The organism is Paenibacillus sp. EC2-1, assembly GCF_049311625.1.
GTDB lineage: Bacteria > Bacillota > Bacilli > Paenibacillales > Paenibacillaceae > Paenibacillus_AQ.
Genome location: NZ_CP186006.1, coordinates 3,572,423 through 3,587,872 on the forward strand (window position 1 = coordinate 3,572,423; position 15,450 = coordinate 3,587,872).

General features: G+C 41.6%; 12 protein-coding genes. 3 read left to right on the plus strand and 9 right to left on the minus strand.

The window, feature by feature from the left end:
- Positions 1-149: 149 nt before the first annotated feature.
- The 3 genes from ACK8P5_RS16740 to ACK8P5_RS16750 form a co-directional block, all read right to left on the minus strand.
- Complete coding sequence (locus tag ACK8P5_RS16740; RefSeq protein ID WP_422657396.1) at positions 150-1,355, minus strand: SLC45 family MFS transporter; 1,206 nt, start codon at positions 1,353-1,355, stop codon at positions 150-152.
- Positions 1,356-1,359: 4 nt separating this feature from the next.
- Entirely contained in the window at positions 1,360-2,097 is a 738-nt protein-coding gene (locus ACK8P5_RS16745) for a glycerophosphodiester phosphodiesterase (protein WP_422657397.1), read from the minus strand.
- Positions 2,098-2,325: 228 nt separating this feature from the next.
- Positions 2,326-3,072 carry a DsbA family protein gene (locus ACK8P5_RS16750; RefSeq protein ID WP_422657398.1) on the minus strand — a complete coding sequence of 249 codons (747 nt, stop codon included), beginning with the start codon at positions 3,070-3,072 and terminating at the stop codon, positions 2,326-2,328.
- Between the two features lie 268 nt (positions 3,073-3,340).
- Here ACK8P5_RS16750 and ACK8P5_RS16755 point away from each other — a divergent pair, with 268 nt between their 5' ends.
- Both ACK8P5_RS16755 and ACK8P5_RS16760 read left to right on the plus strand, forming a co-directional pair.
- A complete protein-coding gene (locus ACK8P5_RS16755; protein ID WP_422657399.1) occupies positions 3,341-3,700 on the plus strand; it encodes a MarR family winged helix-turn-helix transcriptional regulator in 360 nt (119 codons plus the stop codon).
- 24 nt (positions 3,701-3,724) lie between these two features.
- Positions 3,725-4,933 carry an MFS transporter gene (locus ACK8P5_RS16760; RefSeq protein WP_422657400.1) on the plus strand — a complete coding sequence of 403 codons (1,209 nt, stop codon included), beginning with the start codon at positions 3,725-3,727 and terminating at the stop codon, positions 4,931-4,933.
- Between the two features lie 84 nt (positions 4,934-5,017).
- On the opposite strand, the gene ACK8P5_RS16765 is transcribed toward ACK8P5_RS16760, so the two are convergent.
- The 5 genes from ACK8P5_RS16765 to ACK8P5_RS16785 all read right to left on the minus strand — a co-directional run bounded on the left by ACK8P5_RS16765 (position 5,018) and on the right by ACK8P5_RS16785 (position 12,712).
- Complete coding sequence (locus ACK8P5_RS16765; protein WP_422657401.1) at positions 5,018-6,307, minus strand: MFS transporter; 1,290 nt, start codon at positions 6,305-6,307, stop codon at positions 5,018-5,020.
- 84 nt (positions 6,308-6,391) lie between these two features.
- Entirely contained in the window at positions 6,392-8,098 is a 1,707-nt protein-coding gene (locus ACK8P5_RS16770) for a methyl-accepting chemotaxis protein (protein WP_422657402.1), read from the minus strand.
- A gap of 189 nt (positions 8,099-8,287) precedes the next feature.
- Positions 8,288-10,615, minus strand: coding sequence for an RNA polymerase recycling motor HelD (gene helD, locus ACK8P5_RS16775; RefSeq protein WP_422657403.1), 2,328 nt, complete (start codon positions 10,613-10,615; stop codon positions 8,288-8,290).
- A gap of 267 nt (positions 10,616-10,882) precedes the next feature.
- Positions 10,883-11,941, minus strand: coding sequence for an aromatic acid exporter family protein (locus tag ACK8P5_RS16780; protein WP_422657404.1), 1,059 nt, complete (start codon positions 11,939-11,941; stop codon positions 10,883-10,885).
- A 126-nt stretch (positions 11,942-12,067) separates the two neighbouring features.
- Positions 12,068-12,712, minus strand: a complete 645-nt coding sequence (locus tag ACK8P5_RS16785) for a phosphatase PAP2 family protein (protein WP_422657405.1) — start codon at positions 12,710-12,712, stop codon at positions 12,068-12,070.
- A 158-nt stretch (positions 12,713-12,870) separates the two neighbouring features.
- Here ACK8P5_RS16785 and ACK8P5_RS16790 point away from each other — a divergent pair, with 158 nt between their 5' ends.
- The gene (locus ACK8P5_RS16790) at positions 12,871-15,138 is read left to right on the plus strand and encodes a glycosyl hydrolase (protein ID WP_422657406.1); all 2,268 of its coding nucleotides are present in this window, start codon (positions 12,871-12,873) and stop codon (positions 15,136-15,138) included.
- Positions 15,139-15,249: 111 nt separating this feature from the next.
- Here the strand turns inward: ACK8P5_RS16790 and ACK8P5_RS16795 are convergent, their stop codons facing one another.
- Positions 15,250-15,444 (minus strand): hypothetical protein, encoded by a 195-nt coding sequence (locus ACK8P5_RS16795; protein WP_422657407.1) that lies wholly within the window; start codon positions 15,442-15,444, stop codon positions 15,250-15,252.
- Positions 15,445-15,450 lie beyond the last annotated feature (6 nt).

The following is a 15,450-nucleotide window of genomic DNA, read 5'->3' on the forward strand; positions in this document are numbered from 1 at the left end:
AATCTTTAACTTTCGCTATTGTACCAAGAGTTTCGTAATATTTAAACAATTACCAGCATAGAAGTACAAACTTTCCGTCTAAATATCCATGTGGAATCCAACTATCGTTTTATACGTTAAAAACGATTAGTGATGAGCTTACGAATTCATCATGGATGAAGTGTCGCATTTGGCTTTGAACGACTCATTGTTTCCGGATGACGAATCATAGATACACAGAATAAAGCGACAAGCATACTGCCTGCTGCACAGTAGAATAAGATCGAGTAGCCGAATACATCAATAAGCTGTCCAAGCAATGGTGGAGAGGAAATAGCTGCTAACGAAGACACAAGATAGTACAAGCCAGTACGTGTCCCGATACTCTTCTCAGAGCCTGTCGATACGATGAACGGATAGGAATTAATATTAATGCATGCCCAGAATAGTCCCCCAATGATCAATAAAATCCGCAGCACAAGCAGGGAATTAATGAATGGAACGAGTGCAAAAACAACAAATAATCCAGTAACGCCCGTAAGAATAACTCGTTTCTTCCCAAACTTACTGCCAAGCAATCCGCTTGGAATGGCGAAAAGCACGAAGGCCAGAGAGAAGAATGTCAACGAGAAGGAAGCTTCTGATTCCGTTAACCCCATCTCATTTTTGCCATATAAAGTGAACAACGTTTCTACACCTTGATAACCTACAAACCAAAAGAAAATCGCAGCCAGTAAAAAAATCGTTGTACGATCTAACTGCCCTTTTAATGAAACTTTCGTCTTCATTTCGGCAGTCTGGGCCGCATAACCAGGCGCATCACGCCTTTCTTGAATAAACCGCAACAATATAAATAATGAAATGAGCGTAACACACGCAGCTGCTATAAATGGAAAGGATGGATTGGCTTTATACAGTATTGACCCGACACCGAAAGCCAGAATCGAACCAAGTCCCCCCATAAAGTTAATAATTCCGTTAGCTCGAGTTCTGTTCTTCTCAGCCGTGATATCAGGCATAAGCGCTACGGTTGGTGAGCGGTAGAGGCTCATCGCAAGATTCATCAGCATCATGAACAATATTAATGTACATATCCCAGTATGGAACGGTATGAAGGCTGTAAATAAAGCACCGAGTGGCATTCCGATAAGCAGGAACGGCATACGTCTCCCGAACCTCGTATGCGTCCGATCACTTTTGCTACCTATCCATGGCTGTAAGAACAGAGCAAAATAATTATCAATGGTCATTACAAAACCGATCATTGCCACGCTAGAGATGTAACCTTCTAGGAAAAAAGGTACAAACGCATTATATAAGGCCCAAGTAATACTGATACTGAAAAAACCAAAACCGAGCAGCCACGTTTTTTTCACTTATTTACGCTCCTTCGATCTGAAGCAAGTGGTGTAGCCGGTCTGGATGGTCGGTAATAATACCTGCCACTTTAGCTACAATCAGACGCTTCATTTCCTCAGAATCATTTACGGTAAAAGGGTGATACACTATGCCGTTTGCCTTCGCTTCTTCTATCCATTCTGGCAGGACCGCATACTTATTCGCATGCAGTGCATCTGCCGAAACCGTCTTAGCGTATTCCCATGGCTCATAGAGCCCCTCCATGTACAGAATACCTGTGCGAATTTCTGGGGCAATCGACTTGCATTTTACAAGGGAGTAATGATTAAAGCTGGATATGACAATCCGATCCTCCATCCCGAAGCTACGAATGGTAGCGATAACCCGCTCCTCTAATTCAGGATATTGAATAATTCCATTCTTTAGTTCGATATTGATGATTGTTTCTTTATCCTTTGTTAGCAGAAGTAGTTCCTCAAGAGATGGAAGATGCTCCCCACGGAATGATTCTTGAAACCAAGATCCCGCATCGAGCTGCTGAATTTCATCAAATGTATAATCTTTAACCCATCCTTGTCCATTCGTTGTACGATTTACCGATTCATCATGAATGAGAACAAGCTTTCCATCCTTCGCCATCTGGACATCGGTTTCAATTCCCGTTGCGCCTAGCTCCAATGCCTTACGAAAAGCCACCATCGTATTCTCTGGGCAAACAGCCGAAGCACCTCGGTGTGCGAAGTTGATGATTTGAGTCATTTTTGGATTCCTCCTGAATTGTCTTTAAGAATTTATACGTTCTATCATAGCCTTCAAGTGTTAAGGCTGTGTTTAATAAGAGAAGAATATATCGTACGTTATTCATTCTCTACTTTCCATATTCCACATCTGATCCACAAAACCTTGTAAGCGCAATCAATCGAGAGCGATTTTTGAGAAAAAAAAACAATCCATGCACTCTGCAGTACCTGGATTGTTAGACTAAGTTCACTTGGTGTTTTGATCAATAAATGCTTTTATATCTTCAAAGTTCGGCTCTTCAAATTTCACTCCATTTACGAAAATGGTTGGGGTGCCATTCACACCTTGTTTATCGGCAATATCCAAATCGCGCTTTACATTCTGTATATATTTCTCTGACTTCAAGTCCGCTTTAAACTGCTCGAGCGGCACTTCTGGCATTTCCTTCTCAACCAATTTCGTAATGAAAGAGTAAGTCGCCCATTCCGTATGCTTGTCACCCTGCTGCTCAGTCATAAGCTCGTGGTAAGTCCAGAAGTATTCGGGATTCATCTGGTATAGTGTCTCTCCCGCTAATGCAGCCATGACGGAATCCGGAGCGAGAAATGCCATATCAACATATACAAAATTGGCTTTTCCAGTATCGATATACTCCGATTTTAATCTAGGAAATACTTCCTCAGTCCAAATCTTACAATAAGGACATTTATAATCTGAAAATTCTACGATCTGAATCGGAGCATTCACATCACCTAAGACAGGCTGGTTCTGAACATCAAAATCTTCAGGTATATCACCTGCTTGTACTTTCGATAAATCAGGATACTCCACTTCAGATTTATTATTCATTACGATCAAGGCAGTCATCGCCGCAATAACAATAAGACTGATGATGATCCCTATATAGGTCTTGTTACGAGAAGCTGTTTTTTGTACTGATTTATTACGATGTGTACCCTGATCTGACGGATTTTTGCGTTTACTTTCTCCCAAGCTTGTCTTCCCCCTCCAATATTTTTAATACCAAAATTATAAATAACTACAATGCGCTTAACCTAGGACATATCTCTCTTAATCCAAAGTTTCTAATCATCATTATTATGCACAGGTTATTGACCACATTAACTTGTTTAACATATAATTGTCTAGACAACTATTTATATTTTAATGAAAGCTGGTGTATTTCTTGAAGGTACCTGAAGACAATCATTCCATCGGTTTTCAGCTTGGATATACATATCGCCGAGCCTCAAACCTATTCATGAGTAAATTAAAACCTTTTGATATTACACCTGAACAGTGGTCTGTTCTCAATCAGATTGCGCTCAGTGAAGGACTTAATCAAAAAGAAGTTGCAACAAGAGCAGATAAAGATCAGCCTACTACGACTAGAATACTCGATTTATTAGCAAAAAAAGGACTTATTTGGAGAGAGGTTTCCCCTCAAGACCGCAGAGCCTTTCTGCTTCACGTTACTGAAGCTGGTGAAGATCTACTCGCAATTACTACTCCCATCGAGCATGAATGCAGTCATCAGATTTCCGAAGGCATTGATCCGAGTGAGCTGAAGATATTTAAGGATATCCTCTCCCGAATGAATGCGAACCTCGAAGCGAAATAAACATAACAGGAGATTTGATACTTCATGAACCATGAACATAATAACAAGCTATGGACCAAAGAATTTATAACACTAACTGTAAGTAACCTCTTTCTATTCCTTACACTTCAGATGCTGTTAACCACACTTCCCGCTTATGCAAAAGAAGCGTTCGGGGCCAGTCCAACTCAGGTAAGCTTAATTACCAGCTTATTCGCATTCAGTGCTATCGCCTCGAGATTGTTCTCGAGTAAGGCCCTTGAAAAAGGAAAACGACGTCAGCTTCTTTATATCGGATTGTTCATTTCCTTACTTGCCATACTGGGATATTACGCTGCATCCAGCATTGGTTTTCTGCTGCTCATGCGTGTATTATTCGGCCTCGGCTTTGGTATGACCAGTACATCCTTTCCAACCATGGCCTCGGATATTATTCCGGCAAAACGACTAGGCGAAGGTATGGGATACTTCGGGTTATCAACGACACTAGCCATGTCCATTGGTCCGATGATTGGATTGACTTTACTTCAAGGTGGTGGTTTCACTCCACTTGTCTTTATAACATCAGCCATTAATATTCTTATCTTTCCGTTAGCATTTCTACTGACTTCAAGAACACCAAGACAACATAAAGAGCCTGCGCCAGCAACAATTCAAGATGGCAAGAAGAGTAAAGTCATGCGCCGTCTCCTTCTCCCAGCAGTGTTGAATTTTCTGACATCCATCACTTACGGTGGACTCCTCAGCTTCTTGGCATTGTACGGAAAAGAGGTTAATCTATCCAATCCTCAATATTTCTTCTTGTTCAACGCCCTAGCCATTATTCTTATTCGGCCTGTATCTGGAAGACTATATGATCGCTATGGACATAAAGCTATTCTCATCCCAGGAGCACTATTCATGGCTGCGGGATTAGTACTTCTTACGTATGCAACAACTACAAGCGGCCTACTTCTATCTGCACTGTGTTATGGTCTTGGGTTCGGATCTATGCAGCCATCACTTCAAACTTGGATGATTCAGGAGGTTCCACCTCAACAACGCGGGATGGCAAATGGTACCTTCCTGAACTCACTCGACTTTGGTGTCGCTATCGGCGCTATGGTTCTAGGTACTATAGCGCGGTTCTCAAGTTATACGATCATGTACCGTTATTCTGCCATTGCCGTCCTTTTAGTAGTCATTATTTATGCCGTAGCTCTGATCAGTAAATCGGCTTCTCGGAGAAAAACTGATTCTACCTCATCTATCTAAACTTAAACAAAAGGCATTAACATCAGATCTGCGTTATGAAGCCTTTACTTTGCACCGGATAGATTACACAAACAAAAACCTTGCCTATTTACGGGCAAGGTTTTTGTTTCCTAATGCAGACTGCTTTTGCTTTTTAAATGCCATTTTGTGTAGATCATTTCCTTTATCCCCCTCTTTTTTCTTCTCCTCAGGTTTAACTGCAAAGAAGGTAAGGAGGGCACCTATAGCTGAAACTGCCGCTAATACGCTGAACAAAACCCAATGATTAGCTCCGAGCAGGAGAGAAACAACGGGAGGCCCAAGTGAAACACCAATAAATCGCATACTGCTATATAATGATGTAATCGTACCACGTTGCTCTTTCTCCACTCCTTGCGTGAGCAAGGTGTCCATGCTTGGAAGGGCGAGACCGATACCAATGCTTCCCAAAGTCATGAAACCAACAACAAAGTAAATCTCATCACTGAACCCCGTAATAATTAGAGCTACTGTCAATAATGTCATTCCCACGAAAGCTGTCCATTTCATTCCTACCTTATTATCCCCAATAAACTTTCCAGCGAGAAATGATGCCAAACATAATGCCGCAAGAGGTATTGCTAATACTAGTCCTTTCATAACTCCTTTTAGCTGGTATGTTGACTCTAATGTCTCTGATAAATAAAACAACACACCAAATACACCAAACATCGCTATGCCGCCGATTGCAAAAATCGCATACAGCCATCGTCCTTTTTCATGGAGCACTTCTTTTGTCGTCTTCAAAAATTCACGGATGGATTGTTTATTTTCTTTAAGCTTCGGAGGCTTCACAAGAAAAACAACTAAAAGAATAGAAATTAAACACAATGCAGGAATCGCGATAAACGGTAAAAACCAAACTAAACTTCCGAGATAAGCTCCAAGAATTGGACTGATTACCTTACCGAACGTATTGGAGGTCTCTATTATTCCAAGACTTTTGCTAACTTCTTCTTCCTCTTTAAACATATCACCGACAAGTGGAATAACGATTGGAAAAGCTCCAGCAGCCCCTATACCCTGAAGCAATCTTCCCGCCAAAATCACGCTGTATGCTCCCATTCCATCCATCATCCAGGCAGCAACAGCCGAAACCCCTCCGCCCACGGCAGCAATGATTAAGCTTGGAATGATGATCTTTTTACGGCCATATCGATCCGAAAGATATCCCGCGATAGGAATAAGCAGTATAGCAACAACTGCATAAACCGTAATCAGCATACTGACCATTAATGAACTAATACCCAGTTCTTTAGAGATTTGAGGAAGAATAGGAATCAGCATGGAGTTGCCGAGTGTCATAATTAACGGTATGGATGCAAGGGCAACCAGATCCCACTTCTTATTTTCCACGAGAAGACCACCTTTAACATCATTTACGTCTGCTTATATTGTGGGTTCATTTGCCCATAATATGCATGACAAAAAGGTGGCTTGTTACACTTTAAATCCAGACATTAACTTCTTAAGATGAGCTGATAACTCATGAAGGGTCTGTACACTAACAGTAACTTCCTCCATAGAAGCGAGCTGCTCCTCTGTTGCAGCACTTACGCTTTGAGAGCCAGCTGCCGTTGTCTCCGTAATCTCTGTAATTCGACTGATCGAGGTTACAATTCCAGCTGCTCCATAGTTTAGCTGTTCCGTACCCGAACTTACTTCGGTGATCTTGTCGTTAAGTTGTCCTATCGACTGCTCAATCTTCATAAATGCATCTTTAGCTCCAGTCGCAACTTCCATCCCATCCGTTACGGACCTTAATCCTTCTTCCATAATTATCGTCATATCCTGGATGTCCAGCTGAATCTGCTTCACAAATTGACTAATTTCATCTGATGATGCAGATGTCTGTTCTGCAAGTTTTTTCACTTCAGAGGCTACAACAGCAAATCCTCGTCCATGTTCCCCAGCCCGGGCGGCCTCAATGGAAGCATTCAAGGAAAGTAACCCTGTTTGCGTCGCAACATTTGTTATCACGTCACCCATGGCCCCAATACTTTCAGCTTTGCGACCCAATCGTTGAACTGCCTCAGCTGATTTCGTTACAATGGTTCTTATATTCTTCATCTCCTGAAGGGTATGGACTATCGCTAAATCTCCTTCCCCAGCAAGTTGATTCGTCTTTTGCGAGAGTTCTGCAGTAGTTTGGGCAGATTTTGAAATCTGATTCATTCCTTGAGCCATTTCATTAACGACCGCTGATGTAGCTTCCGAATCTTTGAGTTGATTCTCAACTCCAGCGGCAAGCTCCTCCATAATGCCAGAAGTATGTTGTGTCGCTTGGTGAATTTCTTCAGCGCTAGACTTAAGCATAGTCGTAGAATCTGCCACCTGATCCGCTGCCTTCTGCACCTGCATAACAAGATTCCGGAATCCCTCAATCAACTTATTGTAAGCATCTGCAACACCCTTGATCTCATTGTTCGAACGCACGTCCAGACGTGTCACGAGGTCCCCACCCCCTTCTGCAATCGTGAGTAGCTGTTCACGCATCCGGTTCAGCGGTTGTATTGAACAAACGAGCATTAAATTGCTCAACCAAAAATAGAGGACAGCGATAATACCAATCCCCAAAATAATACTATTTCGGTGACTAGCACGTGTATTGATTGCTTCTTTACGCTCTTCTATATGTGCATATTTTTGATTTACAAAGTTCGAAATAACAGGAGCAAATGATTTGCGAATCTCTCTTTCTTTCTGAAACTCATCATGGTATTCGCTATATGAAGCGAGCACAACTCCCTGCTTATCCATACCCGCCTTCTTCAAGACCATATCCACAGCAGTATTATATGTAATGAATCCAGACTCTATATCATCTAACATCTTCAAATCATTAGGACTTGCTGTCACCAATGGTCTTGTCGCTTCACCTAACTGAATAAACAACTCTCTCTTCTGATTTAGAGAGTCTATATATGATGTATCTCCTGTAAGCAAAAATCCTCTTTCATCATTTGCCATTCCGGTAAAGTAGAGCTCCATCTCATTTAAATGATGAACGATCTGCTGGTCTACATCAATAATGGTTGTAAACTTCTTCTGCGTATTATGAGATGAAATAAATGCACTCAGGATCATGATCATGATAACCGTTGACATAATGATTGCGGAGATTAACATTTTTGTTTTGATTTTCATCGGTGAAAGCACCTATCCCTCAGTAATGTATTTGAGACCACTTATTATTTTCGACATTATTCCGGCGAAAATGAATAGTTGTAGCTGTCACAAAAAAAAGAAACCGCCCTTTATTTACTGGAGAATCCAGCAACCATTAAAGGAACGATTTCTTTAATATTCAATACTGATTTAGGTCATCTTCTATCTTTAATCACGAGGAAGAAAGCGACTCTTCTCACCTAAATGGTAAATATGAAGTTCATGCATTGCACGCGTGCATGCCGTATAGAACAATTTCCGTTCACTCTCTTTGTTATACACTTCATTCGAACCGTTATAGATGATCACGGCATCAAACTCTACACCTTTTGCCAAGTATGCTGGAACAACCAAAGTTCCTTTCTCAAATGCAGGGGTGCTTTTTGTAATCAACCTTACAGGAATTTCAGCAGATAACTGTTTGTGAACACGGAGACTTTCGGCCTCTGTCTTACATATGACCGCAACATAATGGTATCCCTTCTCATGAAGATTACGAATATCAGATATAACAGACTCGGTTAGTTCTGATTCGGTATCTACAGGGATGACACGAGGCTCCTCACCAGGTCGATTAAAGGGTACGATCACTTCGCCTCCTGGAATCATTTTTCGAGTGAAATCAACAATCTCATAGGTCGACCGATAGCTTCGAGTCAATGAAATAACTTCAGTCTCTTCCTCTCCATATAGACTAACCAGATTCTCCAGGCTACCTAGCGCTTCACCATGAGCATAAATGGCTTGGTTCAGGTCTCCTAAAACAGTCATCTTAGCACGAGGAAATAGTCGCTTTAGAAACTCCAGCTGAAAAGCAGAGTAATCCTGCACTTCATCGACAATAACATGCCGAATAACTGTATTCGTACGGAAACCTTGAAGAAGTTCTTTCAAATAAAGAAAGGGAGTTGCATCTTCATAAAATAACTCTTTATTCTGAATCATTTGCATAGTTTGACTGCACACTTCACTCCATGAATCAGGCAAGATAGCATCATTTCCGGCTAAACGACGGAATAATCGTTCATCTGCAAATAGCTTACGATATAAACCTTTAACATCGACAAATCGATATCGCTTCACCCAACGTCTTATAGGCTTGAGCCGATTGCTCACCACCATCCGACCCAGCAGTTCTCTTTCCTTATCAAAATCATTAAAACTAACTTCTTTCTTCTTCTGCTTGCGGCGAAGCGTCTGGAACGCCCGGTGATAATCATCTGGGTCCATCAATTCGATCTGGTCTTCAACCCACGGCTCTTTCCGCTCTTCATGTGCAAAATCTGACAGACGTTTAAGAATCCATTCCTTCATTAATTCGAGTCTGCCAGCAAGCTTCACTGCTGAGTCATAGCTATAAAAATGCTGAACCATCTCATCGCCGCTAACAATCACTTTACCTTGGAAAACGATCGGTCTAAACATCATACCTTCCCGCTCCAATAAATCTTTATAGGAACGGATAACATCAAGATAAGGTACTGAGGATTTATATGTGATTCCCTCTAAACGGGCACGATGTGCCGGTGTATCAGGAGCATTCAGTAAGACTTCTGTCTGGGTAAACACATCTTCTAACTCAAATTCTCTGCCAAGACGATGCTCCAGATAAGATTGGAAAGTTGTCTGCTGCATATTGTCTTCCCCGAGCTCAGGGAGAACGGTTGATACATAACTGTTAAAGAGTGGGTTGGGTGAGAACAATATCATCTGATCTGCACTTAACACCTCTCTGTATTTATACAGTAAATACGCAACCCTCTGTAAAGCTGCTGATGTTTTGCCGCTACCCGCAGCTCCTTGTACGATCATCATCCGCATCTTATCATTTCGTATCACAGCATTTTGTTCTCTTTGAATCGTTGCCACAATGCTCTTCATGCGATCATCAGCGCTATGACTTAGCACTTGCTGAAGCAGTTCATCCCCAATCGTCACCCCCGTATCGAAGAGAACTTCAATGACACGATCATGGATAACAAATTGGCGCTTCAAGCTCATCTCTCCGGAAACAGTGCCTGACGGGGTCTCATACTGAGTTATTCCTGGAGATCCATCATAATATAGACTGGAAATCGGAGCACGCCAGTCATAGACAAGAAAAGTGTCTGAATCTGAGTCCATGAAAGATCCAGTCCCAAGATAAATCGGCTCAACCTGACTCGTTCCTTCTTCTCGAAAATCAATTCGACCAAAATAGGGTGAATAAACAAGTCTTTTATACTTTTTCAATGCTTTACTGGACTGCAGGTGGGATCTCTCTCTTTCTGAAAGCACCTGTGATTGCTGTCGAAGATTGGTTGACGTCTCCCCCAAATCATCGGGATTGCTAAAATTGACAGTCACTTCATCCCAGAATTCTTTACGCATCTCAATGACATCACCGCGGACTAAGCCTACATCTGCCTCAAGTTGCGTAATTTTTCGGCCAATTTTGTCTGTGACTTCCGTGACCCGCGCTTGTTCATCCTTCCAGTCCTGATCGCTGATCGCCATTTCTTCACCCCCCTATTTTTAGTTGACAATGGATTTGATCTGTGCTAGAATTGAAATATATTAATTCTGTTCGAATGTAAACAAAAGAATCAGACCAAGATTTATTGTAACAGTCTATATTACAATAATCAATATGAATACCCAGAAGTCGGCTAATCTAGCCGGTTTTTTTATGTCTAAAAAAATAAATTCATACGATACTTCCCTTTAAATGTAAACAGGCTGCACCATATGTCAGCCTGTTTACATTTTGAAGAGCATCTTCATTTATTTTTTAAGCCATGCTAGTATGCCCCCAACGTTATCCTTTTTCTCTACGAAGCGGCTAATGTGATCCGCAACTCGATTTAGACGCTCTAATGTGTGGCCATAATCATACATGGCGGCAGCCACAACGGTCATCCGAAATCCTCCTGGTTCAGAGCCAGCGCCACAGATCACTTGATCCATAAATGCTTGATTCTGCTCAGCCATAATTTCTGCCTCATCCTCATTAGGCTTCAACTTGTCTTCGAATTTCCAAAGAATGTGTTCATGAAATTTAATCAGTTGTTCAAGATGTGCATCAAACTGCTCATCAATCTTCTCTGTACGATTTGCCTGAAAATAATGATTCTCCACAGCATTAAGTACTTCATATCCCTTTTGAAGAGAAACTAATAAGTGCTTATACACGACGAGCTGCCTAGAATGGCTATATTTCGCCCTCTTCAGCTTCTTTTGCTCTTCCTCGAACAAATTATATTTGTCAGCTAAGGATTTAATGGTTCCTTCTAAGCTGTTCATCTCATCACGGTACACGGTATCCTTAATCTCATGTGAAATCGCTGTACGCAATAATAACGACATTTTATCAAACACATTATTAATTTGTTTAAAATACTGTTCTCTCGGCTTTGGTGGGAAAACTATAATATTGATTAGAAATGCAGAAACAATACCAATCAGCGTTAGAAAAAATCGATTGAAGGCAAAGTCCCATTGTCCGGACGCTTCCATAACAGAAATAACTGTAACGAGTGTTAAACCTATGGTCTCGCCCATATTGAGTTTAATACAGATCATAATCACTAAAATACACACGAGCCCTACCGCAATCGGCTGATTCGTTAAAAAGTAACCACCAAGCATCGCAAGCCCCGCACCTAGCGTACTTGTCTGAAGCTGATCAAGGAAATACTTCCAGGACCGATAAATTGAAGGCTGCATGGCAAAAATCGCTGCAATTGCAGCTCCGACCGGTGATGAAATCCCTAGCAGCATCGTCAGATAGAGGGCTAAAGTTACAGCTAAGCCCGTCTTTAACATTCTTGCACCAAAGGCCACTGGCAGCCCTCCTTATAATATTTTCTTACCCACTAATCATGTATAATGGGGGTACGCACCATTTATTTTCTATGAAACATCTCATATACGAACTAATTACCCTATGCGTTGCAATATTATACAATTCTACTTCCGCCGAACCTCGTACACTCCAATGGAGAACATCAGCCAAGCACAGCTTGCCAAATAACCACCAAGTACATCACTTGGATAATGAACACCTAGATAAATTCGACTAAGTCCAATGCACAAAATGATGACACTAAATAATAACACAACCAGGTTTCTGCGAGAAGTCGTATGAAAGCTTTTCCACAGCAAGTATGTCAATATACCGTACATTGTAAATGCTGCCATCGAATGGCCGCTCGGAAAGCTATATCCTGTAATATCAATCAGACGGTTTATGTCAGGTCTAATACGTCTAAACATGTTTTTTAATATAACGTTTATCATAGCAGAACCCAATATCACAACAGCAAAAAACATCACTTCTCTTCGAAGATGCAGTACTTTGTACATCCATATAACAATCGCCAGACAAATAATAACAATCGGGATATTAGAGCCGAGATAGGTGAATCCCTTAGCAACCCATGTTAAGGAAGGCTGCTCAAATCCACGAACCAGCTTTATAAAGAAACTGTCGAAACTAACTACTTTTTCCGATATTACCAATAAGGATATGGCTACAAAAGCGATTAATGAAACAATGGAAATGATCCAAAACCACCTGATTCGGGTATTAGAATATGTGTGATGTTGACTCATGAAGTTCGCTCCTTACGCTTGTCTCCTAATAAACAGTCAGAAACAAGATAGTATCATGTTACATAACCCTTGTACAGCTCTTTCCAATCAGGTTCATATTTTCTTGAAATTTCAATTATTATCACCGATTTACTCGGAATCATTCAAGGGAGGTTCATATGAAACACAAACGCTGGATTAACGCTGCAATAGGTGTAATGGTAGGATTATCTTTAACTACACCGGCAGATGCTTTTACTGGAGAGACCTACGCTGGGGAAGGATCTTATAGTCATGTTCTACCCCACGCCGCTGTGGATGCACAGGCTGATATCTACAGAACTGCAAATGTAACAGGCAAGATGCCAACGAATAAATGGTGGAGCAGTCTAGCTTGGAACTCTTACTCTGAAGCGCAGTACCCGCATCCATTAGCTGTTAAAAACGAGCCCTCGGGCTTTCGGGTTTATAATCCGAGCCCTCGAATTGTATCAGACACTCATGCGATCTCTGGGTCAATGACATCCTCAGGTGACTTTACAGTTGGTCACTCCGAAACAGAGTCATTCCCTGATGCCAAAGTAGATGGGTATAATGATTGGTTCGTAAGAGCCAAATATAGTTTTGAATCCACTTCAATGCAGGTAACTTATGGACATGGATCACCTTATGTATTTTTTACTTATAACAACGGAAATCCTTACATATCATTTGAATCCTCCCCTAAGATCTGGTATGGCAATTCCTCCAGTCCGATACTTGGGGTTAGCATAAATGGAGCACATTATGGACTCTTTGGTCCATCAGGCAGTACATGGAGAGGCATTGGCACTCCCAAGCTCACCAATTCATTGAATGGCAAGAATTACTTCTCGATTGCGGCACTGCCAGACAACAAGCCTGAGACGCTTGAAAAGTTCAAGAAGTATGCGTATTCGCATGTTACAGACACCGAAGCAAACTGGGATTACGATACAGCAACAGGTGAAATTACCACGACCTATACATATAAGACAGAAGCAAAGGAAGGATTAAGCAATGGCACGATTTTCGCCATGTATCCTCATCAGTGGAAGCACTCCTCTAATGCTAATCTTCCGTATACCTATCCATCTGTTCGCGGAACAATGAAAACAGGCGAGGGAAATTCTTTTGTAACAACGATGAAATTCAACGGAGTCCTCCCTTCCCTACCAGATGATAAGGGCATCTATGATCGGGCCCCATTGGCAAAGTACATTGAAGAAGCTGCAGGCGAAGATTACTATGGTGCTCCAGACTCCTATTCCATCGGCAAAAGACTTGGTAAGCTAGCAACCTTGGCACCAATCGCTGAACAGATTGGAGATACGGCATCCGCGGACAAGTTCTATGATGAGATTAAATCTCGTCTGGAGAGCTGGTTAACCGCAAGTGATGAATACGGCAATGTTAAGCAATCCGAATTGTTCTATTATAACAATGTGTGGGGATCACTCATCGGTTATCCTGCAAGTTACGGTACAGACAGGGAGCTCAGCGACCATCAAGCGCATTATGGGTATTTCCTTAAGGCAGCGGCAGAGCTGGCTCGTAAAGACAAAAGCTGGGCCGAAGATAGTCATTACGGACCGATGATCGATCTCCTGATCCGAGATATCGCGAGCCATGACAGGAATGATCCTATGTTTCCATATCTTCGCCAATTTGATCCCTATGCTGGTCATTCTTGGTCATCAGGACATGGGAAATTTAATGACGGAAATAACAACAGCTCCTCTTCGGAATCTATGAATGCTTGGGCTGCTCTTATTCTGTGGGGAGAAGTAACTGGAGATATCGATACAAGAGACTTAGGAATATATTTGTATACAACAGAGATGAATGCCATTAATGAATACTGGTTCGACACTGAGGGTACCAATTACCCTCAAGCATTCACCCGCTCAAGTGGAAGTATCATCTGGGGTGGCAAAACTACGGGAGATTCCACCATGTGGACAGCAAATCCAGCTGAAGTTCATGGTGTTAACTGGCTTCCTATCACAGGGTCCTCCCTCTATCTTACACAGCATCCTGATTATGCGGCCCAGAACTACGCAACTATGGTTAAAGAGAACAATGGAACTGAGTTTACGACGTGGAATGATCTCATCATGATGTACTTGGCGATTTCAGATCCGGAAGAAGCGATAAAACAATTCAACACTCAGGCTGCTTCTATGATTCCTGAGCCAGGTAATTCGAAAGCGAATACGTATCACTGGATTCAGACGCTTAATAGTCTAGGTACTCAAGATTTAAGCATCACGTCGGACTACCCTCTATACGCTGTATTTAATAAGAATGGACATAAAACTTATGTGGTGTACAATATGAGCAATTCTATAAAGACGGTGCGCTTCTCCGACGGCACAGAGGTACAGGCATCCCCGGACCGTTTCACTACTTATGAAAGTAAGCACTAATCCATAACAACAATTTACATCCGCCCTTATTCATATGCTCAACATAAAATAAAGAGAGTCCTGTACGCAGACAGGACTCTCTTTATTAATACAAATGACTATTCACGTAAATCAGTTGTTCATTACCCATATGGTGATGAAAGCGATCAGAGAAACCCCATAAATCATGATCAAACGAACAATATTCGCTTTTGATCTTCGTTCATATTTTGGGTTCGACTTCTTGTTCTCTTGAGACATGCCTAACATTACCGTTGATATACCTCCGATTAACACTAAAGAAATGACGATGATATAAATAATCACGCCCAT

What these genes read in the sequence shown, in the direction of transcription:
- helD (WP_422657403.1), bottom strand. Translation starts at nt 10,615, where the DNA reads ATGGCGATCAGCGATCAGGACTGGAAGGATGAACAAGCGCGGGTCACG.
- ACK8P5_RS16760 (WP_422657400.1), top strand. Translation starts at nt 3,725, where the DNA reads ATGAACCATGAACATAATAACAAGCTATGGACCAAAGAATTTATAACA.
- ACK8P5_RS16755 (WP_422657399.1), top strand. Translation starts at nt 3,341, where the DNA reads ATGAGTAAATTAAAACCTTTTGATATTACACCTGAACAGTGGTCTGTT.
- ACK8P5_RS16770 (WP_422657402.1), bottom strand. Translation starts at nt 8,098, where the DNA reads ATGAAAATCAAAACAAAAATGTTAATCTCCGCAATCATTATGTCAACG.
- ACK8P5_RS16790 (WP_422657406.1), top strand. Translation starts at nt 12,871, where the DNA reads ATGAAACACAAACGCTGGATTAACGCTGCAATAGGTGTAATGGTAGGA.
- ACK8P5_RS16745 (WP_422657397.1), bottom strand. Translation starts at nt 2,097, where the DNA reads ATGACTCAAATCATCAACTTCGCACACCGAGGTGCTTCGGCTGTTTGC.
- ACK8P5_RS16785 (WP_422657405.1), bottom strand. Translation starts at nt 12,712, where the DNA reads ATGAGTCAACATCACACATATTCTAATACCCGAATCAGGTGGTTTTGG.